Annotated in this window: 19 protein-coding genes; 13 read left to right on the plus strand and 6 right to left on the minus strand. The window is 68.8% G+C overall.

The genetic code is table 11. The features are described from left to right. Positions 1-2: 2 nt before the first annotated feature. The 5 genes from ACYQ5L_RS15220 to ACYQ5L_RS15240 all read left to right on the plus strand — a co-directional run bounded on the left by ACYQ5L_RS15220 (position 3) and on the right by ACYQ5L_RS15240 (position 6,041). Positions 3-2,648 carry a hypothetical protein gene (locus ACYQ5L_RS15220; protein WP_459958035.1) on the plus strand — a complete coding sequence of 882 codons (2,646 nt, stop codon included), beginning with the start codon at positions 3-5 and terminating at the stop codon, positions 2,646-2,648. Between the two features lie 68 nt (positions 2,649-2,716). Continuing rightward, entirely contained in the window at positions 2,717-2,953 is a 237-nt protein-coding gene (locus tag ACYQ5L_RS15225; RefSeq protein WP_459958038.1) for a transposase, read from the plus strand. Positions 2,954-3,141: 188 nt separating this feature from the next. Beyond that, positions 3,142-3,678 carry a hypothetical protein gene (locus ACYQ5L_RS15230; RefSeq protein ID WP_459958040.1) on the plus strand — a complete coding sequence of 179 codons (537 nt, stop codon included), beginning with the start codon at positions 3,142-3,144 and terminating at the stop codon, positions 3,676-3,678. Between the two features lie 37 nt (positions 3,679-3,715). Continuing rightward, positions 3,716-5,575, plus strand: coding sequence for a type IV secretory system conjugative DNA transfer family protein (locus tag ACYQ5L_RS15235; protein ID WP_459958043.1), 1,860 nt, complete (start codon positions 3,716-3,718; stop codon positions 5,573-5,575). A 73-nt stretch (positions 5,576-5,648) separates the two neighbouring features. Next, positions 5,649-6,041 (plus strand): DUF4913 domain-containing protein, encoded by a 393-nt coding sequence (locus ACYQ5L_RS15240; protein ID WP_379195224.1) that lies wholly within the window; start codon positions 5,649-5,651, stop codon positions 6,039-6,041. A gap of 51 nt (positions 6,042-6,092) precedes the next feature. Here ACYQ5L_RS15240 and ACYQ5L_RS15245 read toward each other — a convergent pair whose 3' ends face one another. Both ACYQ5L_RS15245 and ACYQ5L_RS15250 read right to left on the minus strand, forming a co-directional pair. Continuing rightward, positions 6,093-6,647 carry a hypothetical protein gene (locus tag ACYQ5L_RS15245; protein ID WP_459958046.1) on the minus strand — a complete coding sequence of 185 codons (555 nt, stop codon included), beginning with the start codon at positions 6,645-6,647 and terminating at the stop codon, positions 6,093-6,095. Positions 6,648-7,072: 425 nt separating this feature from the next. After that, positions 7,073-7,930 carry a peptidylprolyl isomerase gene (locus ACYQ5L_RS15250; RefSeq protein WP_459958048.1) on the minus strand — a complete coding sequence of 286 codons (858 nt, stop codon included), beginning with the start codon at positions 7,928-7,930 and terminating at the stop codon, positions 7,073-7,075. Positions 7,931-8,078: 148 nt separating this feature from the next. Here ACYQ5L_RS15250 and hisS point away from each other — a divergent pair, with 148 nt between their 5' ends. From hisS to ACYQ5L_RS15265, 3 genes are all read left to right on the plus strand, one after another. Further along, complete coding sequence (hisS, locus tag ACYQ5L_RS15255; protein ID WP_459958050.1) at positions 8,079-9,359, plus strand: histidine--tRNA ligase; 1,281 nt, start codon at positions 8,079-8,081, stop codon at positions 9,357-9,359. A 170-nt stretch (positions 9,360-9,529) separates the two neighbouring features. After that, the gene (locus ACYQ5L_RS15260; protein ID WP_459958052.1) at positions 9,530-10,177 is read left to right on the plus strand and encodes a hypothetical protein; all 648 of its coding nucleotides are present in this window, start codon (positions 9,530-9,532) and stop codon (positions 10,175-10,177) included. 190 nt (positions 10,178-10,367) lie between these two features. Continuing rightward, the gene (locus tag ACYQ5L_RS15265) at positions 10,368-11,372 is read left to right on the plus strand and encodes a malate dehydrogenase (protein ID WP_459958054.1); all 1,005 of its coding nucleotides are present in this window, start codon (positions 10,368-10,370) and stop codon (positions 11,370-11,372) included. Between the two features lie 25 nt (positions 11,373-11,397). Here ACYQ5L_RS15265 and ACYQ5L_RS15270 read toward each other — a convergent pair whose 3' ends face one another. Beyond that, positions 11,398-12,270, minus strand: a complete 873-nt coding sequence (locus tag ACYQ5L_RS15270; protein ID WP_459958056.1) for a TIGR03619 family F420-dependent LLM class oxidoreductase — start codon at positions 12,268-12,270, stop codon at positions 11,398-11,400. Positions 12,271-12,407: 137 nt separating this feature from the next. Between ACYQ5L_RS15270 and ACYQ5L_RS15275 the strand changes: the two genes are divergently transcribed. Beyond that, complete coding sequence (locus tag ACYQ5L_RS15275; RefSeq protein ID WP_459958058.1) at positions 12,408-13,157, plus strand: SDR family oxidoreductase; 750 nt, start codon at positions 12,408-12,410, stop codon at positions 13,155-13,157. Positions 13,158-13,372: 215 nt separating this feature from the next. Here ACYQ5L_RS15275 and ACYQ5L_RS15280 read toward each other — a convergent pair whose 3' ends face one another. Further along, positions 13,373-14,989, minus strand: coding sequence for a hypothetical protein (locus ACYQ5L_RS15280; RefSeq protein WP_459958061.1), 1,617 nt, complete (start codon positions 14,987-14,989; stop codon positions 13,373-13,375). 157 nt (positions 14,990-15,146) lie between these two features. Next, positions 15,147-15,503, minus strand: a complete 357-nt coding sequence (locus tag ACYQ5L_RS15285; protein ID WP_459958063.1) for a type VII secretion target — start codon at positions 15,501-15,503, stop codon at positions 15,147-15,149. 119 nt (positions 15,504-15,622) lie between these two features. Here ACYQ5L_RS15285 and ACYQ5L_RS15290 point away from each other — a divergent pair, with 119 nt between their 5' ends. The 4 genes from ACYQ5L_RS15290 to ACYQ5L_RS15305 all read left to right on the plus strand — a co-directional run bounded on the left by ACYQ5L_RS15290 (position 15,623) and on the right by ACYQ5L_RS15305 (position 20,815). Beyond that, complete coding sequence (locus ACYQ5L_RS15290; RefSeq protein ID WP_459958065.1) at positions 15,623-16,615, plus strand: NAD-dependent epimerase/dehydratase family protein; 993 nt, start codon at positions 15,623-15,625, stop codon at positions 16,613-16,615. A gap of 31 nt (positions 16,616-16,646) precedes the next feature. After that, on the plus strand, positions 16,647-17,663 hold the full coding sequence (locus tag ACYQ5L_RS15295; RefSeq protein WP_459958068.1) for an Rv2578c family radical SAM protein: 1,017 nt from the start codon (positions 16,647-16,649) through the stop codon (positions 17,661-17,663). Positions 17,664-17,774: 111 nt separating this feature from the next. Next, positions 17,775-19,727 (plus strand): 2-oxoacid:acceptor oxidoreductase subunit alpha, encoded by a 1,953-nt coding sequence (locus ACYQ5L_RS15300; RefSeq protein WP_459958070.1) that lies wholly within the window; start codon positions 17,775-17,777, stop codon positions 19,725-19,727. Next, positions 19,727-20,815: a 2-oxoacid:ferredoxin oxidoreductase subunit beta gene (locus tag ACYQ5L_RS15305; protein WP_459958072.1), complete on the plus strand. Its 1,089-nt coding sequence runs from the start codon at positions 19,727-19,729 to the stop codon at positions 20,813-20,815. Before ACYQ5L_RS15300 ends, ACYQ5L_RS15305 begins: the two co-directional genes overlap by 1 nt. Here the strand turns inward: ACYQ5L_RS15305 and ACYQ5L_RS15310 are convergent. Continuing rightward, on the minus strand, positions 20,812-21,801 hold the full coding sequence (locus ACYQ5L_RS15310; RefSeq protein WP_459958074.1) for a GlxA family transcriptional regulator: 990 nt from the start codon (positions 21,799-21,801) through the stop codon (positions 20,812-20,814). The two genes, ACYQ5L_RS15305 and ACYQ5L_RS15310, sit on opposite strands and share 4 nt — an antisense overlap. Between the last annotated feature and the right edge of the window lie 32 nt (positions 21,802-21,833).

Below are 21,833 nucleotides of genomic sequence, written 5' to 3' on the forward strand. Positions count from 1 at the left end.
CCATGGCACGTGACCTCGAACCCCCAGTCCGCGAACGCGACCCGGCCGCCCCCACCCGCCGCAGCCGCCGCGACGACACACCGGTCGACCCCACCCCGGTCGCACCGGAGGAGCGGCCCGCCTCCCGCGTGGTCCGCGATGAGCACCGGCCCCGCCGCGGCACCCTGCCGGACCGCCGGATGCTGCGTCGTGACCCGCTGCCCGAGACCGCCGAGCCCGAGGCCGCCGAGGCGGTGACGGGCCCTGCCCCGGAACGGGACTCGACGCCGGTGCGGCGGGAAGCCCCGGCGGCCGCGGAGCTTCCGGCGAGTGACGCGCCCCCGGCCGCTACCGGCGAACGCCTGATCGGCTCGGCACCCGGACAGCCCGAACTCGAGGGACCTCCGGTCCGCAAACGCGCCGAGACCGACGCCCGCGCCACCGAATCCGGAACCCGTGCGGCCGAACCCGGAACCCGTGACGCCGAGCCCGGGGCCCGGCAGCGTCCGCGCGGTCCCAAGGATTCGGCGCAGCCGGCTCGTGAGGCGCGACCGGATCGTGAGGCGCGACCGCGCCGGGAGCGTCCGCGTGCGGGCGATGCGGCACCGGGGGAGCGGCCGCGCGGTGCCGAGGCGAACGGGCGCGAGCGCCGCAAGCCCCCGACCGGAGAGCGAGAAGAGCAGCGTCCGAAGGGGAGCGAGCCGCGGCCGCGGCCGACCGACCCGGATCGCGTGCATCTGGGCGGGCGGACCGCCAACCCGGAGCGGGCTCGGCGTCCGCGACCGGAGGGGGATATGGGGGAGCGACCGGTGCGCAAGAATCGGCCTGCTCGGTCGGGGCGCCCCGAGCGGCCCGTGGCCGAGGACCAGCGGGGCGCCGGGCGCAAGGACAAGGCCGCCAAGGCCGAGGCGCGGAAGCGGGCGGCCAAGAATCAGGCAGCCCGCAAGCAGGCTGCCAGGAAGAAGCAGTCCGGGCCGAAGCTGCTCGATGACGCGACGCGGGCCAAGTACGAGGTCATCACCCGTGAGCAGAATGGGCTGCGGGCCATGTGGGCGACCTTCCGGTTGCACACCGATGATCTGCGACGGCGGAACTTCGCGGCGCGGGCCGAGCGCATGGAGTACGGCAGCGTCGACGAATTCGACCGCACCACACAGCAGCTCACCGATCGCGGATACATCGGGGCGGGCGGCGGGCGGATGAACGTGGTGGGGCGGCCGGTCGAGTACCGGGCCACCACCGCGCAGGTCGCCGGGCTGTGGCCGTGGTCGGTGGGCGCGGGCGCGCCGCTGATCGGGACGCCGCTGGGATCGCATCTGCACACGGGCTCGCCGGTGTGCTTCGACCCGATGAACTGGTTCATGCGCGGTAGCTTCATCACCGCGCCCAGCCTTTTCGTGCTGGGGCTCAATGGTTTCGGCAAGTCGTCGCTGGTGCGGCGGATTGTGCTGGGCGGTGTGGCGCAGGGCATCACGCCGCTCATCCTGGCCGACGTCAAGCCGGATTACCGGAAGCTGGTGGAGCTGGTCGGCGGGCAGGTCATCGACTTGGGTTACGGCCACGGGCAATTGAATCCGCTGGCCGCCGGCGTGCTCGGGTCGATCGTGCCGCGACTGGACGATTTGCCCGTGCTGCAGACGCAGGTGATGCAGGAGCTGCGGGCGCGGCAGGTCACCCTGGTCGCGGGTCTGGTGGAGCTGGTTCGCGGTGCGCGCGTGCGCGACTACGAGGAGACGCTGATCTCCACGGGGCTGCGCATCCTGTACCGCGAGGGCAGTGAGTTCACCCCGGACCGGCCGCCGATCCTCGAGGATCTGCTGACCGTCATCGTCGCCGGCGGCGATGAACTGCAACTCGACGCGGGCGCGGACAATCCCGACGAATACCAGAACGCCATCAAGGGCCTGCGCCGCTCGCTGCGCGCGCTCACCCAGGGCCCCTTCGGCGCGGTCTTCAACGGCCACACCACCACGCCCATCGACACCGCCGCCACCGCGGTCTGCATCGACGTCTCGCACATTCCCAATGGCGACAAGAAGCTCAAGGCCGCGGTCATGCTGGCCTGCTGGGCCGACGGTTTCGCCTCGGTGGAGGCCGCGCACGTGCTCGCGGACGCCGACCTGGGCCCGCAGCGCTACTTCCAGGTGGTCATGGACGAGCTGTGGCAGGTGCTCGGCCTGGGCGACTTCATGGTCGACCGCGTCGACGAGCTCACCCGTCTGCAGCGCAGCATCGCGACCTCGCTCATCATGATCAGCCACACCATCAAGGATCTGCAGGCGCTCGGTTCGGAGGCCGCCATCGCCAAGGCGCTCGGCTTCCTGGAACGCGCCCGCGCCAAGATCTTCGGTGCGCTGCCGCCGGAGGAGATCTCCCGTCTGGATTCCACGGTGCCCTTCACCGCCGCCGAGGAGGAAATGGTGACCAGTTGGTCCGCGCCGCAGGCGCTCACCGGTGAGGCCCTCAAACCGGGCCAGCAGCGCCCCTCGGCGCCCGGCACCGGCAAATTCCTGCTCAAGATCGGCGAGGACCGCCGCCCCGGTATCCCGTTCCACATGGAATTCACGCATTCCGAGAAGGAGAGCGGAATCCACGACACCAACCAGCGTTTCAGCGAGTTCACCGAGTCCACCGCGCGCGGCGGCAGCGACGAAGGGAGTGCCGCATGATGCCGCACCGCTCCTACCGCAGAGTATCTCCGGAGGTCAGACAGGCGGCGGTCGAGCAGGTGATCTCCTTGACCGCCAAAATGCGCTCGGAATCGGAAGCCTGCCGGGTGGTCGCCGAACAGATCGGCGTGCACACCAATTCGGTGCGCAACTGGGTCCGCGCCGCCGAGAGCCCCGGCCTGGAACGCATGGACGCCATCGCCCTGCGCCGGAAAGTTGCTCTGCTGCAACAGCAGCTCGCCGCCGCCGCGGAAATGAACCGTACCCTGGTGGAGACGCTCAGCGAATCCAAGCGGGGCACATGACCGCATTCCGGGGAGTATTTCGCCGATTCGGACACGCCGACTCGGGAAAATGGCTGGTATGGCCCGTGCGTCACCCCGGCCGACTAGCCTGGACATCGGTGACGTCCGCCCGCCGGACCCGCGGCGGGTCTCCGCCTCCGACGCCATGGGTCGTTCCCCGCGCGCGCGGGGGTGAGCCACAGGTGGTGATGCTGTTGGTAAGCGTCGCACTGCTGGTCACCGCATGCGGCAGTGACAGCGGTGATTCCGGCTCGGGCACCGGCCCGGGCGGCGCCGCCACGTCCACCACCCGCTTGCTGGAAAGTGCCCCGGCGCCCGATCCCACCAGCGCCGAAGGCGTCGCCGTGGCGGCCCTGCGGGAGATCTACACCTGGAATCCGGCCACCGAGACCCCGGGCGCGGCCCTGGCGCGGGCGCGGAAATGGCTGGGTCCCACCCTGATCCGTACACTGGATACACCACCCACCGGCGTCGAAACGCCGAAGCCGTCGCTGCAGTGGGCCGATTGGGGGAAGGCCGGCGCGCACGTCGAGGCATTCGCGTTCGCGTCCGGGGAGAAAGCGCCCAACGGCACGGATCCGAACCGGCAGCAGTACAAGATCGGTATCGAGCAGACGGTCGTCTATCCGGACGGACGGCGCGAACCACTACCGCCGGCCACGGTTGTCGCCACCGTCGTGCGCAGCACCGCCGGCGGCACCTGGCTGCTGGACGAATTCCGTTGAGCGGCACCGACACACAGGTCATCCCAGGAGGCTGAAGATGGCGAAGAAAACGGTGAAGGACCCGGCCGATCCGGGGCCGGACACCACCCTGTACATCATCTACGCGTGCTTCGTGATCTTCGGAACCCTGTGGCTCGCCTTGCATCTGGGCAATCTGCTGTCCTCGCCCAAGCAGGATGTCCCGATCAATCCCATTGCCATCGGCGTGGATCTGGCCAAGGGCAATCTGACCTGGCCCACCGCCGCCACCGTCATCGTGGTGGTCATCATCCTCGCCGGTGTGGCCTGGATCTGGCTGCGCCGCCGGATGAAGGCGCGCGCCAATGTCGGGCGGCTCGCGGTGGACGACAAGGCCGACTACATGGGCAATGGCGGCGCCATCGCGGCGCTCACCGAGGCCGGCGTGCGGGCCAAGGCCGAGCAGCTCGGCATGCGCCTGGGCCGCGAGGACATGCCCGGCGTGCCCATCGGCATGTCGGTCTCCGACCGTGTCATGCTCTACGGCTCCTACGAGGATCTGCACGTCGACATCTGGGGCCCGCGCCAGGGCAAGACCACCTCCCGGGTTGTCCCCGCCATCCTGTCCGCCATCGGCCCGGTGCTGGTCACCTCCAACAAGCGCGATGTCGTGGACGCCACCCGCGACGTGCGCGACCACAAGGGCAGCCCCATCTTCATCTTCGATCCGCAGGACATCGCCTACGACCCGAAGAACCCGGATGACAAGGCGCGCAACTGGTTCTGGGATCCGCTGGCCTGGGTGGACGCCCGCAGCAGCGGCTGCGAGATGCGCGCTGCCCGCCTGGCCGGCCACTTCGCCGACGGCGACGACGGCGGCGGCACCGTCGCCACCTCCACCGACACCTACTTCGACCAGGAAGCCGAGGACCTCCTATCCGGTCTGTTCCTGGCGGCCGCCGTGGACGATCGCCCCATCACCCAGGTCTGGGAGTGGGTCACCAACCCGCAGGACACCGAACCCATCGAACTGCTGCGCCGCACCGGCCGATTCCACTTCATGGCCTCGGGCCTGGCCCAGCAGTACAACGTGGACGAGCGCACCCGTTCCGGCGTCTTCGGCACCGCCAAGAAGATGGTCCGCTGCCTCAAGCTGTCCAATGTGCACCGCTGGATCACCCGCGAATTCGGCGGCGAGCAGTTCGACGAACTCGCCTTCATCCGCGACAACGGCACCCTGTACTGCCTCTCGCTGGAAGGCCGCGGTTCGGCGGCGCCGCTGGTCAGCGCCCTCACCGAGGCCGTCATCGACGTCGCCATGCGGGAGGCCTCCCGCTCGCACGGCGGCCGCTTGGAGATCCCGCTGCTGGCGGTGCTGGACGAGGCCGCCAATGTGGTGCGCTGGAAGGATCTGCCCAAGCAGTACAGCCACTTCGGCTCGCGCGGCATCGTCGTCATGACGGTGCTGCAGTCCTGGGCCCAGGGCGCGCGCTGCTGGGGCGTCGACGGCATGGAAGCCCTCTGGGCCGCGGCCAATATCAAGGTGCTGGGCAGCGGCGTGGACGACACCAAGTTCCTGCAGGAGCGCTCCGAGGCCATCGGCGAATACGAGAGCGTGTCCTCCTCTGTCTCGGAATCCAAGGGCGGCAAGAGCTATTCGCGCTCACTGGGCTCGTCCAAGACCTTCAATGTGCACGCCCTCGCCACCCTGCCGCGCGGGCGCGCCATCGTGTTCTCCTCCGGTACCCCGGCCGTGCTCGTGCGCACCGTGCCGTGGTGGGAGGGCGACTACGCGGAAGACGTGAAAAGGTCGATCGCGCACCACGATCCGTCACCGCGTCGCAAGACCGAGATCAAGGATCTGATCGGCGCGCCGTCGCTGATCAAAGCGGAGCCGGCGAACGACGCCGGGCAAATCGAGGAGGTCAAGCCGCTGTGAGCGAGCGTGCGAGCGAACCATTGACACAGCGTGCTTCACTCGTGGGTGCGCCGAGCGCCAGCGAGGCGCGCCCATGAGCGACCAGCAGCAGAAACCCATGGTCTACGCGAGCGTCGTCGAGTTCGTGGAGAACTATCTGAGCCTGGTGTACCGGCGGCAGGTGACCGACATCAGCGATACCGTGTGGTGCCCGGAATGGTGGAAGCACGCGGAGGCGGTGGCGCGGCTGGATGCCATGTGGCGGGCGTGGGAGCACTACCGGCTGGACGGCAAGACCGGGCTGAGCGTGTGGTTCCTCGACCACGCCGATCCGCACATGGCCAAACTGTTCGACCCCAAGGGGCCGTTCAAATACTGCAGTGTGCGCAACGGGCACAAGGACATGCTCACACCGCTGCCGCTGAAGTCCCCGCAACAGGGGCTGTTCAGCAATCCGGCCGCGCCGATGGGCGATTACCCGAGCTGACCGGGCCGATGTCGCGCGGCTCCTCGGAGCCGCACGATAAAGCTGTTCGACTCAGGAACGGACGCGCTGCAGTCCGCGGGCTTCGACCTCGCGGGCGCGGCGCTGGGCGACCGCGGCTTCCTGCTCGCGAGCGCGCACGGCCTCGGCGGCCGACTGGGCCTGCCCGACTTCCAGCAGCATGCGTACCGCGGCCAGTTCCGGCGCGATCCCCATGCGGGAAAGATGCTGTGCGAGAGCGGTACGGCGCTCCACCGAGTCGTATCGCACCAAGGACTTGTTCACTGCGGCCTGGGTGGCGGCCATACGCGTGGCCTCGGCCTGAGCGGCGAACCGATCCTTCTCCAGGGATACGCCCTTGTCCAGGGGCGGCCTCTCGATCATCTTGGCGAGTTCGAGATTGCGCGGGTCCTTGGCCTTGGCGTCCGCGGCCTCGCGGAGCTGGAGCTCCCGGGCCTGCTTCTGCCGGGCTTCGGTGACCTTCGCGCGGCCTTCCGCCTCTTTCTGGCCACGTTCCCGGGTGCGCAACGCGACAAGTGTCGCGAGCTGCAACATTTGCCTCATCATCGCCGCTGTTTCGCGGCCGATGTCGTCGAGTTCCTCGGCCATTGCCTGCTCCCCGATGCTGCAGTGATCACTATGGATGATTGTGGTGCTTCGTCATGAACATCGCCACACGAACGGTAATTCGGGTAGCCATGTCCCGCCTGCAACGTGGACACCGGGAGTATGTGGGGGCGTGGGAGGGTCCGTTGGGGGTCACCCGGTGGGCCGTACTACGCCACTTCGTACTCCGTTCTACGAGGTTACCAGCGAAAACTCGGAAACTGCCGTACGCGAGCGTCGCGATCCAGCATAACTCTCACAATTCCGGCACTGAACGGAAAAGTTCGGATTTTCTTTGGTTAGGAAAGCCTTACACCGAACGTTCGGCGGCCCCTGGACGGTTGACCGGCCGAAAAATGAACGGGCCCGACCTCACCGTGACACGGCGGATGCCGCATCGTGACGTCGGGCCCGAAAGGCCGTGCTGGTCAGTTGATTTGGACCGATTGAATGGTCACATCGGTGGCCGGTTTGCCGTCCGAGGCGCCGCCGGTCACGCCCGCCTGGGCGATCTTGTCGAGGGTGGCCAGACCGGCCTCGTCGACGGTGCCGAAGATGGTGTACTGCGGCGGCAGCTGCGAGTCGCCGTAGACCAGGAAGAACTGGCTGCCATTGGTGCCCGGCCCGGCATTCGCCATGGCCAGCACGCCGCGCTTGTAGTCGACCGGGAACTGTGCGGCCTGATCATCGGCCGCGTACTGATCGGTCGGGTATTCGTTGTCGAACTCGTACCCCGGACCGCCCATGCCGGTACCGCTGGGATCGCCGCACTGCAGCACCTGCAGGCCCTTGCCGGTGGTCATGCGGTGGCAGCTGGTGCCGTCGAAGAAGTTCTGCTTGGCCAGCGACTCGAAGGAGTTCACCGTGCACGGCGACTCGCCGGCATTGAGGTTCAGGCCGATCTCACCGGCGCTGGTCACCATGGTGGCCTTGGCGTTCGCGGCGGTCGACATCTCCCCGCCCGGCTTGCTGACCTGCTTGTCCGACGGCCGCTGCGAATCGCGGTAGTCGCAGGTGACCGAGGCGGGCTTGGCCTTGGCGGCCGGCGGCGGAGCCGAGGACAGCGAGGCTTCCGGAGTGCTGGTGTCGGTGGCGGTGGTGGAGGCGTTGTCATCGCCCTTGGTCAGGAAGTAGATGCCGACCCCCGCCGCGACGGCGACCACGACGCCGAGAGCCGACGCGGCGATCGTCATCTGCTTGCGCTTGCGTGCGCGCTGGGCGCGGTTCTCCAGTTGACGCTCCAGCTTCCGTTTCGCCGCAGCGCGTCGCTGTTCATTGCTCGGCACTAGCCAGTCCCTCCGTATCGGTTGCTTCCGGCTTAAGAGTGTGCCATCCCTTCCTGAGCAGCTCCTATATAACCGTCACGCGCCTCGCGGGCGGGCCCGCCGATAACCGGTTGGACTTGCGAGGCGGCCGTGGGGAAAACTTATCGGCGTGACCAAGACCAGCAGCTTCAGTGCCCCGAGGGGGGTCCCCGACTATCTGCCGCCCACTTCCGCGGAGTTCGTCGCCGTGCGCGACGCGCTGATTCGCTCCGCGCATCTGGCCGGATACGGGCTCATGGAGCTGCCGGTGTTCGAGGAGACCGCCCTGTTCGCCCGCGGCGTGGGCGAGTCCACCGATGTCGTGTCCAAGGAGATGTGGACCTTCGCCGACCGCAATGGCGAGAGCTTCACGCTGCGGCCCGAGGGCACCGCCGGGGTCATGCGCGCGGTCATCGAACACAATCTCGATCGCGGCTCGCTGCCGGTGAAGGTGTACTACTCCGGTCCGTTCTTCCGCTACGAACGCCCGCAGAAGGGGCGCTACCGGCAGCTGCAGCAGGTCGGCGTGGAAGCCATCGGCGTGGATGATCCGGCCCTCGACGCCGAGGTCATCGCCATCGCCGACGCCGGATTCCGTTCGCTGGGGTTGACCGACTTCCGGCTGGAGCTCACCTCGCTCGGCGACGAGACCTGCCGCCCGCAGTACCGGGAACTGCTGCAGGAGTTCCTGCTCGGGCTGCCGCTCGACGAGGAGACCCGCCGCCGCGCGCAGATCAACCCGCTGCGCGTGCTCGACGACAAGCGCCCCGAGGTCAAGGAGATGACCGCGGACGCGCCGCTCATGATCGACCACCTGTCCGAATCCGCCAAGGCGCACTTCGACCAGGTGCTCGGCCTGCTCGACGCGCTCGGCGTGCCGTACGTGGTGAACCCGCGCATGGTCCGTGGCCTGGACTACTACACGAAGACGACCTTCGAGTTCGTGCACGACGGTCTGGGCGCGCAGTCCGGCATCGGCGGCGGCGGCCGCTACGACGGACTCATGGCCGAACTCGGCGGCCAGCCGCTGTCCGGCATCGGCTTCGGCCTCGGCGTGGACCGCACCGTGCTGGCCCTGGAGGCCGAGGGCAAGTCCGCCACCGACGGCACCCGCGTCGATGTCTTCGGCGTCCCGCTCGGCGATATCGCCAAGCAGCGCCTGGTGGTGCTGGCCGCGCAGCTGCGCGCCGCCGGCATCCGCACCGACCTCGCCTATGGCGGGCGCGGGGTGAAGGGCGCCATGAAGGCCGCCGACAAGTCCGGCGCGCGCATCGCCCTGGTGCTCGGCGACCGCGAGGTGGCGGCGGGTGAGATCGCGCTGAAGGACCTGCGCACCGGCGACCAGCGCCAGATCCCGCTGGACGAGGCCGTCGCCCAGGTGTCGGCCGCCCTTGCGGGCGAACAGAATTGACGCAGCGCCGCGGACCGGACGGTAGGTCCGGTCCGCGGTGATATCGCCCCGGGCGCGCGGTCGAATACCCGCCTACTTTCCGATCACCCTGGTAGCGTCCCGGGCGGTGTCGGCCCCGGTGGTTCCCATCGGCCCGCATCTCCTGTCGGACCCGGACGAATGCGCGAGCTGTGACCGAACAATCCAAATCCGAGCCCGCCGATGAGATCGGGCTCGACCTCATCGCACCCGAGATGTACGCGCCGGCGCTGCGGCGGCTGGCCCTGGCCGCGCTCGGAGTCGGGGTCGGGGTGGGGCTGCTGCTCGCGGTGGTGGTGAGCTGGCCGTGGGCGCTGGCCGCGGGCATCGTGCTGGGCGCGCCGACAGCGCTGTATGCGATCGGGGTACAGCGGCGGCGGATCTGGTTGTCCGGCACCGTGATTCGAGCGCGGACCTGGCTGGGGGAGGCGCGGCTGGATCTGGCGGCGGCGACCGGGGTGGAGATCCTGGTGTATCCGGCGCGGCTGAGCCGGGTGGTGCTGCGGGTGACCGCGGGGCCGGATACGCGCATCGTGCCGCTGGCCATGTACACCGATTCCGGGAGCGGGCGGGAACTGCACATCCTGGGGCTGCGCAAGCTCGCCGACGCCTTGGCGGCCTGTCCGCTGGCGGCGGCGCTGTCGGTCTCGGGGGTGCTGGTGCAGCAACTGCGCGCCGAGGCTCGCGACGCGGCGGCGGAGGAACGGCCGCTGTACCGGGCCATGCAGCTGGTACGGGACCGGGACGCGGTCTCGATGGTGGTGCTCAGCGACGCCGACATCGCCCAGCTGGCGCGCTAGTTCGACGCAGGCCGCTGCCGGGGGCCGCTGGTGCGCGGAGCGTTCCGGCGTACGGAGCCGCTGCGGACCATCGGCACGTGCTGTCCTCCGCTGGAGCGGTGGATGTCTGGTTGCTCACGACGGGTGGGAGGCGGCGGTGAGTGATCGTTAGGGTGGGTACGGGATATCCGCCTAGCGCGAGGAGTTCGCCGTGAGCAGTGCCGCTCGACCCGTGACCGTGACCGTGACCGGAGCCGCCGGGCAGATCGCCTACGGTCTGCTGTTCCGCATCGCGTCCGGTGCGCTGCTCGGCCCGGATACGCCGGTGCGGTTGCGGCTGTTGGAGATTCCCGCCGCGGTCGGCTCGCTCGAGGGCGTGGCCATGGAGCTCGAGGACGGCGCGTTCCCGCTGCTGTCGGGCATCGACATCGCCGATGATCCGTGGGTGGGCTTCGACGGCGCGAATATCGCGTTGCTGGTCGGGGCGCGGCCGCGCACCGCGGGCATGGAGCGCGGTGATCTGCTGGCCGCCAACGGGCCCATCTTCACCGATCAGGGCGCGGCCATCAATGCCAATGCGGCCGCGGACATCAAGGTTCTCGTGGTGGGAAATCCGGCCAATACCAACGCTTATATCGCCATGAGCAACGCACCCGACGTGCCCGCGGAGCGCTTCACCGCGTTGACGCGCCTGGACCACAATCGCGCGATCGCGCAGGTGGCCGAGAAGACCGGTGCGGCGGCGGCCGATATCCACCGGATCGCCATCTGGGGCAACCACTCCGCGACGCAGTACCCGGATATCAACCACGCCACGGTGGCGGGCCGCCCGGCCGTCGAGGTCATCGGCGACCGGGCGTGGCTGGTGGACGATTTCATTCCGACCGTGCAGCAGCGCGGCACCGCGATCATCAAGGCGCGGGGCGCGTCCTCGGCGGCGAGCGCGGCCAGCGCCGCCATCGACCACATGCACGATTGGGTGCTGGGGTCCGCGCCGGGCGACTGGGTGTCCATGGCGGTGCCCTCGGACGGTTCCTACGGGGTGCCGGAGGGGTTGATCAGCTCGTTCCCGGTGACCTGCGCCGATGGCCGGTACGCCATCGTGCCGGATCTCGAGATCGACGAATTCTCGCGCGCCCGTATCGATCTCAGCGTCGCCGAACTGGCGGCCGAGCGGGATGCGGTGATCGAGGCGGGCTTCGCCAAGCACGGCTGAGCCCGGCTCGATCGGCAGGTGATCGTCAGCTGAGTTTGGCGATCACATTGTCGCCGTACCACTTGATCTTGGTGATCTTGTCCTCGAGCGATTCGGTGTCGTGCTCCATGGCGTAGGAATTGCGGAAGCCGATGATCAGATCGGTGATGCCGCGCTCCTCGAGGCGCTTCACGCCGTCGGGGGTGTAGCCGTCCCGCGACACGGCATGGATCTCGAACTCGCCGGGATTGTCCCGCTCGCTGCGCAATTCGCGGATGCGCGCCAGGTACTTGTCCAGCTCCTCGTCCTTGCCGCCGGCATGCATCCAGCCGTCGCACAGCCGGACGGCGCGGCGCAGCGCGGCATCGCTGTGCCCGCCCAGCAGGATGGGCAGCGGCGCGGTGGGGGCGGGGGTCATCTTGATCTTGGGGATGTCGTAGAACTCGCCGTGGTACTCGAAGTACTCGCCGGTGGACAGCCCACGCACGATCTCGATGCACTCGTCCAGGCGCTTACCGCGCCGCTCGAAGGGCACGTCCATGATCTGGAAGTCCTCCGGCCACGGGCTGATGCCGACGCCGAGGCCGAAGCGGTTGTTGCTCAACCGGGCCAGCGAACTGGCCTGCTTGGCCACCAGTACCGGTGGGCGGATCGGCAGCTTGAGCACGAACGGGGTGATCCGTAGCGTGGTGGTCGCCGCGGCAATGGCGGCCGAGAGCACGAAGCACTCGATGAACGGCTTGCCGTCCAGGAACTCGCGATTGCCGTCCGGGGTGTAGGGATATTTGGAGTCCGACTCCGCCGGGTACGCGATGCTGTCCGCAACGGTGATGGAGTGGAACCCGGCCGCCTCCGCCGCCTGCGCCAGCGGGACGTAATAGTCCGGATTGGTCATCGCCTCTGCGTAGGTGAAACGCATCGATCGTCCTCTCGACGGTGAGCAAGTACGAAAACTAGAACAGATTCTAGTTGTTGTTCGGATCATAGTCCCGGTAACCGAGACCATTTTTCGGCCTCGCTTGCGGGCTGATTCTGCACCTTGTTCTAATCGATGTCATGACCATTGCCATCACCGGATCGGGCTCGGGCATCGGCGCCGCGACCGCCGCTGCGCTGACCGCCGCCGGGCACGACGTCATCGGCATCGATCTGCGCAATGCCGAGGTGACCGCCGATCTGACCGATCCGGCGGCGCGCGCGGCGGCGGTCGCGGCCGTGCTGGAGCGCTCGGGCGGCGTGCTGGACGGTGTGGTGCTCTGCGCCGGAGTCGGCCCGCAGGTGCCGGACCCGAACGTCATCGTGGAGATCAACTACCGGTCCACCGTGGCCCTGCTCGATGCGCTGCTGCCCGCATTGCGGAAGGGCGAATCGCCTGCGGCCGTGGTGGTTTCCTCGGTGGCCTCCACTCACATCCAATGGGCCGAGAATCCGATCGCCAAGGGCACCGAGGCCGAAGCCTTCGCGCAGGCAGGCGATTTCGCCGGTTCCTACGCCTACGCCGCCTCGAAGAACGCGGTGACCGTCGCGGTCCGCGAGCGCGCCGTGGAATGGGGCATGGCGGGCGTCCGCCTCAATACGGTGGCCCCCGGCAGCGTCGATACTCCGCTACTGCAAGCCGGGCTGGCCGATCCCCGCTACGGCGAATCCATCCGCAACTTCACAGCACCCATCGGCCGCAATGGCTCGCCGGATGAGATCGCTTCGCTTATCGTGTATTTGCTGGGCCCGCACGCCGGTTTCATCCACGGGGCGCAGTTCGTCATTGACGGCGGCATCGACGCGCAGGTGCGCCCGACCGTCGTCTGAAAACCGCAGCGCCCGGCGGCAATCGGGCGCTGCTCCCCGCGTGTGTGGGGATGAGCCTGGTGGTCGGTGCCCGCGGGGTGTACAGCCGCAGTCGGCCTCCACTGATGCCGCGGTGCCGGAGCAGCTACTCCGGTAACCGCGGCATCGCCTTGTTCACACGCTGCATCGCCTCGTTCACACGGGGCGCATCGCATGGTCCAGCCACCGTGCAGAAGTCAGGCCGGGTCGCCGTCGTAATCTCCGGCAACCTCGTCCTCGGCCTCGCCGATGACGTTCGGGGCCGCCTCGCCCAGATTGCCGGTGAGTTCGCTTTCGCCGGAACGGCTCTGGTGCGGCAGCACCGTGCGCGAATACTCCTGATCGCCGCCGCGCTGGCCCGCGCCCGCCGCATGCGGGGAACCCATGAAGCCCGGGCCGCCGACGCCGCTCGCGCCGGGCAGCCCGCCCGTGCCCGAGCCGAACGGGCTCGCGGTACCCGCCGGGGCCTTGCCGCCGGGAATCGAGGAGCCGGGACCGCCGGGCGTCGATGCGACGCCGCCCAGGCCGCCGCCACCGAGACCGCCGCCGCCTCCGGCACCGCCGCCACCGCCGCCGCCTAGTCCGGCGGCCTTGGTGTCGAGATCGTTCGAGCCGGGCTCGGCCGGGGCGCCGCCGAGGGGATCGCCGGGGGCGCCGCCGCCCTGCAACAGCCCCTTGGCCTGTTCGAGGATCGGCTGGCCGACATTCTGCGCGAGCGACTGGGCGACCTCGGCCGGGTTGGGGCCGCCGCCCTGGCCGAGCAGCTGGGCCACGACACCGTTCAATTGCGCGGTGTATCCGGCCAGTTCGCCGCGGGTGATGTTGACGACCGCCATGGCCTGGCCCAGGTGCTGGGTGGCCGAGGCGATGAGGGCGGTCTGGGCGGGCGGGGTCATGATGACCGGGGCCAGCGCGGTGGCCTGTGCGGCGAAGGACTGCGCGATGGCGGTGAGTTGGATATTGCCGCGCTGCACCACGGCCGCGGCCTGTTCGGTGACCGCCGAGATGTCGAAGCCGCGCTGCGCGGTCTCCTGACCGTGGTTCTGCGCCTGCTGACCGGCGGCCTGGGCATTGCGCGAGGCCTGGCCCTGCCACACCTGCTCGACGGTCTTGAACGCGCCCTGCCCGACGCTCATGGCGCCTTCGATGAGCTTGGAGCCCTGGCTCAGGATCGAGGCCGGATTGAGCCGGCCCAGGACACCGGTGCCGAAGCTGTTGATCAGATCCAGGAACGGCTTGAACAGGGCGTCCATCCCCGGGATGGCGGGCAGCGCCAGGCCCTTCATGAGATCGCCGACCGGGTCGGCGGGCAACGGCGGCAGTGCGGCCGGGTCCACCCCGGCCCGAGCCAGGGCGGCCTGCGCGGACTGCAGCGCGGCGGGCACAGTGTTCAGCGCCGCCTGTGCCGTGCCGAGCGCGCCCTGCGCGTCGCCGAGGGCTTGCTGTGCAGTGCCGAGTACGCCCTGTGCGTCCTCGAGCGCTTGCTGCGCGCCGCCGAGTACGCCGTGCGCGGCATCGAGGGCGGGGGAGTGGGGGCCGTCGAGGACCGAGGCCGCATAGGTGTCGTCACCGTGCGACGAGCCCGGGAAGCTGTGCGGCATACCGCCGGTCAGCGGCGACCCGCCCTGCTCGATCTCCTTGCGCGACAAGGCGAATGCGGGCGGCTCGAACGGGGGCATATCCTCGGGCAACTGCCCGAGCGGCGGGTCGAGCAGGACGCCGGACGCACCGGCGGGTAGCGTGGCGGCCGCACCGGCGACGCCCGGAGCGGTAGGGGCGACGACGCCGATCACGCCGTCCTCGGGGAACCTCATGACTGCTCTCCACGCGGTCCGGCACCGGAGCCGAGGCCGGCGGCGCAGCGGACGACGCCGACCGCGCCAGCCTCGGAAGACTTCGTGCCCGTCCTCCGCGCGGTCCGGCGCCGGAGCCGTCGGCGGCCGTCGCCGAGAACGTCCTCTCCACGGGCGTTCATGCCTGCCCCCCGAGTTGCCCGGTGACCCTGCTCAGCCCACCGGCGAATTCGGCATCGGTGGCGTCGTAGGTGGCGGCGGAGCCGAAGGCGGCCTGGCCGACGTGGGCGAAGCGGGCGGAGAGGGCGTTGATGTCCTTGTCGTGCAGCAGTTCGGCGGCGGCGAAGCTGACCAGGAAGTCCGCGCCGATCAGGCCGAAGACGGGTGTCATGGCGGCGACGTGGGATACGGTGTCCAGGCCGCCGGTCGCGGCGATGTCGGCGGCGACGCCGTCCTGCGTCGCGGCGAAGGTGCGGACCGCTGTGGTATCGACCGAGAGTTCGGCCATGATGTGCCCCCCTATCGTCGTGGACATGCGATGCCGAATATAACCCATCGTTCGTCCAGCTCGGCGTGCCGTCCGGCCCCACGCCGCCGCCGAAGCTTGTCCCGGCCGTTGTTGCAAATTAGAACAAGTTCTATATTCTTCAAGCCATGAAGGTCGCAGTCACCGGCGCTGCCGGGTTCCTTGGCACCAATTTGCTTCGCCTGCTTACGGATCGCGGTCACGAGGTGATCGCCATCGATCGCGTCCGCCCGGCCGGCGCGAGCGAACCCGGTGTCACCTGGGTCTCCGGTGACGTGCTCGATCCGGCCTCCATGCGCACCGCGCTCACGGGCGCCGAGGTCGTCTACCACCTGGTCGCGCTCATCACCCTGGCGCACAAGAACGATCTCGCCTGGCGGATCAATACCGAGGGCGTGCGGGTGGTGGCCGAGGCCGCCAAGGCGGTCGGGGTGCGGCGCATGGTGCACACCAGCTCCATCCACGCTTTCAACCAGTACAGCTGCGGCGGCACCATCAACGAGCGCTCGCCGCGGTCCATCGATCCGGATCTGCCGGTGTACGACCGCTCCAAGTTCCAGGGCGAGGTCGAGTTGCGCAAGGTCATCGACGCCGGCCTCGATGCGGTGATCTGCAACCCGACCGGTGTGTACGGCCCGGTAGACCACTCCGATTCCCGTATCAATGTCACGCTGTGGGATTCCGCGCGCGGGCGCACCCCGGTCATGATCGGCGGCGGCTTCGACCTGGTCGACGTGCGCGATGTGGCGCAGGGCCTGGTGCTGGCCGGCGAGCGCGGCAAGACCGGCGAGAACTATCTGCTCGGCGGCCATTTCGTGAACATGCTGGAGATCACGCGGTTCGCGGCCGAGTACAACGGCAAGCTCAAGCCCGCCTTCGCGATTCCGCCGAAGGTCATCAATGCGCTCATTCCGATCCTGGAGCCGGTGTCCAAGGCGCTGGGCAGCGACCGGATCTCCAAGGCGGCCATGGGTGCGCTGCTGTCGGCGCCGATCGTGGAGAACGCGAAGGCCAAGAGCGAGTTGGGGTATCAGCCGCGCTCCGCGCAGGAGACCGTCGGCGATCTCATCGACTTCTACAACGGGCGCAAACTCGAGCCCGACACGCAGAAGATCGCTTGACAGTCGGTAGAACAAATGTTCGACTTGGGTGGTGCGCTGGCAAAGCCAAACCCTGGACGCCGATGACGGCGCGCTGCCCGGGCTCGAACGTGCCGGTTTCGTACGCAGCGTACAGACACCGGAGTTCGAGGGCATCACATTCCACGAGGTGCTCTGCAAGAGCGCGCTGAACAAGGTGCCCGAGGGCGGGTCGCTGCCGTTCGGCTGGACCGTCAATCCCATGCGCGGCTGCTCGCACGCCTGCCGCTACTGCTTCGCGCGCGGCTCGCACGAGTACCTGGATCTGGACTCGGGCAATGACTTCGACTCGCAGATCGTGGTCAAGACCAATGTGGTGCCCATTCTGCGCAAGGAGCTGCACAAGCGGTCCTGGCGGCGGGAACCCGTCGCACTGGGCACGAATACCGATCCCTATCAGCGCGCCGAGGGGCGCTACCGGTTGATGCCGGGCATCATCGGCGCGCTCACCGAATCGGGCACCGGCTTCTCGATTCTCACCAAGGGCACGCTCATGCGGCGGGATCTGCCGCTGCTGACCCAGGCCGCGCGGCAGGTGCCGGTGCACCTGGCGGTGTCCATCGCCATCCTGGATCCGGAGCTGCACCGGGCCATCGAGCACGGGACGCCCTCGCCCAAGGCGCGTCTGGAGCTGGTGCGCGCCCTGGCCGACGCCGGGTTCGCCGTGAATGTCATGGTCGCCCCGGTCATTCCGTATCTCACCGATTCCAAGACCCATCTGGACGAGCTCATCGGGGCGATCGCCGAGGCCGGGGCCGCGAGCGTCACCGCTTTCCCCATGCATCTGCGCGGCAGCACCCGCGGCTGGTTCCTGAACTGGCTCGCCGAAGCGCACCCGGCGCTGCTGCGACGCTACCGGCAGCTGTATGGTCGCGGTACTTCGGTCACTCCGGAGTATTCTGCGTGGCTACGCGGCCGTATCGAGCCGCTGCTCGACAAGCACGGCTTGAACCGCGACCGTCCGGCCGAACCCGAGGTGCGTGCCGCCGAATCGCATACGCCCGACCCACAGCTGGCGTTGTTCGCCTGACGCCGGTGTAAATCTCTGCGTTCTGCCGCTCACTTTCGCCGGTGTGTCGCGAATAGAGCGGAGTAGTTTGGCGTTGGTACTTCTGACTCGACGAGGAAGTGATGCAGGCGCATGGTTTCGCAGCATGACAACCCGGTGGCGGCGCCCGGAAACGGCGCTGCCGCAGAGAAATTGGAAAAGGTCGTAATTCGCTTCGCGGGCGATTCCGGTGACGGCATGCAGCTCACCGGTGATCGCTTCACCCACGAAGCGGCCGCCTTCGGCAACGACCTTGCCACTCAACCGAGTTTCCCGGCCGAGATCCGCGCACCCCAGGGCACCCTGCCCGGCGTCTCCTCCTTCCAGATCCAGATCGCCGACTACGACATCCTCACCGCCGGTGACCAGCCCGATGTGCTGGTGGCCATGAATCCCGCTGCGCTCAAGGCGAATCTGGAGGACCTGGCGCGCGGGGCCACGCTCATCGTCAACACCGACGAGTTCACCAAGCGCAATCTGGCCAAGGTGGGCTACAGCGGTGATCCGCTCACCGATGACACGCTGACCGATTTCGTGGTGCACCGGGTGCCCATGACCTCGCTGACCCTCGCGGCGACCGAACCGACCGGTGTGGGCAAAAAGGATGGGCAGCGGGCGAAGAATATGTTCGCGCTGGGATTGCTGTCCTGGATGTACGGGCGGCCCATCGGCGGCACCGAACAGTTCGTGCGGGAGAAATTCGCGGCCAAACCGGATGTGGTCGAAGCGAATATCCTGGCATTTCGCGCCGGGTGGAATTACGGCGAGACGACCGAGGCATTCGCCACCACCTACGAGATTGCTCCCGCGACGCTGCCGCCCGGCACCTACCGGCAGATCACCGGCAATACCGCGCTCGCCTACGGCATTGTGACGGCCGGGCAGCTGTCCGGTCTGCCGGTATTCCTGGGCACCTATCCGATCACCCCGGCCTCGGACATCCTGCACGAGCTGAGCAAGCACAAGAACTTCGGCATCACCACCTTCCAGGCCGAGGACGAGATCGCCGGAATCGGTGCGGCGCTGGGCGCTTCGCTGGGCGGCGCGCTCGGCGTCACCAGCACCTCCGGGCCCGGGCTGGCGCTCAAGAGCGAGAGCATCGGCCTCGCGGTCATGACCGAGCTGCCGCTGGTCATCATCGACGTGCAGCGCGGCGGGCCGTCCACCGGCTTGCCGACCAAGACCGAGCAGGCCGATCTGCTGCAGGCGCTCTACGGGCGCAATGGCGAATCCCCGGTGCCCGTGGTGGCGCCGCGCTCGCCCGCCGACTGTTTCGATGCCGCCGTCGAGGCGGCGCGCCTCGCGCTCACCTATCGCACCCCGGTGCTGCTGCTGTCCGACGGCGCCATTGCCAATGGCTCGGAGCCGTGGGCGATTCCGCAGGTCGACCGGATGCCGCGCATCGATCCCGGCTTCGAACCCGGTGGCGAGCCCGACGATTCGTTCCAGCCCTACGCCCGCGATCCGGAAACCCTGGCCCGCCCGCTGGCGGTGCCCGGCACCAAGGGCCGCGCGCATCGCATCGGCGGCCTGGAGAAGGCCGACGGCACCGGCAATATCTCCTACGAGCCGGCCAATCACGAACTCATGGTGCGGCTGCGGCAGGCCAAGATCGACGGCATTGCCGTGCCCGATCTGGAGGTCGACGATCCGGGCGAGCGGGCCGAACTGCTGCTCATCGGCTGGGGCAGCTCTTACGGTCCCATCGGCGAGGCGTGCCGGCGGGCGCGGCGGCGCGGGGTGCCGGTGGCGCAGGCGCACCTGCGGCATCTGAATCCGTTCCCGGCCAATCTCGGTGACGTGCTGCGCCGCTATCGCACCGTGGTCGCGCCGGAGATGAACGGCGGCCAGCTGGCCATGCTGCTGCGCGCCCGCTACCTGGTGGACGTGCAACCGTGGACCAAGATCGCCGGCACCGCCTTCTCCGCGCAGGAACTGGTCGGCGTCATCGACGCGGCCCTGGACGGCTCGATCGCCGAGATGGAACAGAGCAAGGCCTTCGCCGCGCGGGCGCGGGCGACGTATCGCACCACAGGGGGTAAGTGATGACAATTCTGGAAAACCCGCTCGTCGGCACCGATCTCGGCCTCACCGGCCTGTCCGGCGTCCCCACCGCCGACAGCCCGCAGAAGGCCAAGGACTACACCTCCGATCAGGAGGTGCGCTGGTGCCCCGGCTGCGGTGACTACGTCATCCTCGCCACCGTGCGCGGATTCCTGGCCGAGCTCGGCCTCAATCGCGAGAATCTCATGTTCGTCTCCGGCATCGGCTGCTCCAGCCGGTTCCCGTATTACCTGGAGGCGTACGGGATCCACTCCATCCACGGCCGCGCCCCCGCCATCGCCACCGGCCTGGCGGTCACCCGCCCCGATCTGTCGGTGTGGGTGGTGACCGGTGACGGCGACGCCCTGTCCATCGGCGGCAACCACCTCATTCACGCGCTGCGCCGCAATGTGAACATGACGATCCTGCTGTTCAACAATCGGATCTACGGCCTGACCAAGGGCCAGTACTCGCCGACCTCGGAGACCGGCAAGGTCACCAAGTCCACCCCCATGGGCTCGGTCGACCATCCGTTCAACACGCTCTCGGTCGCTCTGGGCGCCGAAGCCACCTTCGCCGCCCGCGCCCTGGACTCCGACCGCGCCGGCCTGACCGAGGTGCTGCGCGCCGCCGCCGAACACCGCGGCACGTCCTTCGTCGAAATCCTGCAGGACTGCCCGATCTTCAATGACGGCTCCTTCGACGCCCTGCGCCGCGAGAACGCCGAATCCCATCTCATCCGGCTACACCACGGCGAGCCCATCCGCTTCGGCGCCGACGGCGAATTCGCCGTAGTCCGCCATGGTTTCGGCCTGCGCGTGGCCCGCGCCGACAGCGTCGCCGAATCCGACATCGTGGTGCACGACGCCTACGCCGACGATCCCGAGTACGCCTACGCCCTGTCCCGCCTGTCGGATCAGGACCTGAACCACGTGGTGACCGGCGTCTTCCGCAGCGTCTCGCGGCGCACCTACGACGACGGCGTCCGCGCCCAGCTCGACAGCGCCGCCGAAGACAAACCGGTGCACGAGGATTCGCTGCAGGCCCTGCTCACCGGCCGGGAGACCTGGACGGTCGGCGCGGCCGGCTAGCCGGCCTCCGGACAGGGGAAGGCGCGGCGGTAATCGCTGGGGGAGACGCCGATCTGCTTGAGGAAATGGTGGCGGAGGTTGTTGGCGGTGCCCAGGCCGCTCAGCTCCGCCACCTTCTCCACCGACAGATGCGTTGTCTCGAGCAGGGTTTGGGCCCGGCCGAGGCGCTGGTTCAGCAGCCATTGCAGGGGAGTGGTGCCGGTCGTCTCCTGCAGGCGGCGGTAGAGCGTGCGCGGGCTGACGGCGGCGCGGCGCGCCAGATCCTCGATGGTGAGGGGCTGGTCGAGATTGGCTCGCGCCCAATCCAGGACGGGCGCCAGGGTGTGCTCGTCGGTGGCGGGCACCGACAGATCGATGAACTGGGCCTGCCCGCCGGTCCGGTGCGCGGCCACCACCATGCGGCGGGCCAGCTGATTGGCCACCCGGGCGCCCAGATCGCGGCGCACCAGGTGCAGGCACAGATCGAGCCCGGCGGTCATGCCGGCGCTGGTGAGTAGGTCACCGTCATCGGTGTACAGCACCGAATCGTCGACCCGGACGCGCGGATAGCGGCGAGCCAGCTCGGCGGTGTGCATCCAGTGCGCGGTGGCGCGGCGGCCATCGAGCAGTCCGGCCTCGGCGAGTGCGAAGGCGCCCGTGCACAGCGAGACCATGCGAGCGCCCGCCGCGGCGGCCTCGCGCAGGGCGGTGATGAGATCCGCGGGCAGCGGAAGCCCGTCCTCGACACAGGCTTCCGGAACCGAGGGGACGATCACGGTATCCGCGCCGACAAGACCGTCCAGCCCGTAATCGGTGCGCAGTGTGAGACCCGTTTCCGCGCCGGGTGCGCGCTCACCGGTCCCGCACAGGCGCAGCTCGTACCAGTCCGGCGACAGGTCCGGCTGCGGCCTGCCGAAGATCGTTGCGGGAATGCTCAACTCGTACATGTCCCAGGACGCCAACCCGATGTCGCCGGGCACGACCAGGGCGACGGAACCGACGCTCATGCCCGTCAGGATATGGCAGGAATTTGGTGATA

It is taken from the genome of Nocardia sp. IFM 10818 (assembly GCF_054655275.1).